This is a genomic window from Mycobacterium sp. Soil_C_30 (assembly GCF_057656995.1).
In genome coordinates this window covers 1-590 of record NZ_JBDGJH010000058.1, presented here as the reverse complement: position 1 = coordinate 590, position 590 = coordinate 1, and the positions used below count along the sequence as shown (strand labels likewise).

Below are 590 nucleotides of genomic sequence, written 5' to 3'. Positions count from 1 at the left end.
ATCGGCCAGCCCAAGTCCGGTGCGACCACGGCCTGGGTGCCCTCCCCCACCGCGGCCACCCTGCACGCCCTGCACTACCACCAGGTCGACGTCTTCGCCGTCCAGAAAGACCTCGAAGGCCAGACCCGCACCACCCTCGACGAACTGCTCACCCTCCCCCTGGCCGACTCCTCGCTGACCTGGGCCCCCGACGAGATCCACCAAGAAGTCGACAACAACTGCCAATCCATCCTCGGCTACGTCGTGCGCTGGATCGACCAGGGCGTGGGCTGCTCCAAAGTCCCCGACATCCACGACGTCGCCCTGATGGAAGACCGCGCCACCCTACGCATCTCCAGCCAACTGCTGGCCAACTGGCTACGCCACGGCGTCATCACCGCCGACGACATCCGCACCAGCCTGCAACGCATGGCCCCGGTGGTGGACCGCCAAAACGACGGCGACCCCACCTACCACCCCATGGCACCCGACTTCGACACCAACATCGCCTTCCAAGCCGCCCAAGAACTCATCCTCGAAGGCGGCGCACAACCCAACGGCTACACCGAACCGATCCTGCACCGCCGCCGCCGCGAATACAAAGCAGCCGC

Annotated in this window: 1 pseudogene; it reads left to right on the top strand. The window is 66.4% G+C overall.

From position 1 onward, the window contains the following. Positions 1-590: pseudogene (locus tag AC3A6P_RS36100) on the top strand (malate synthase G); the annotation flags it as partial.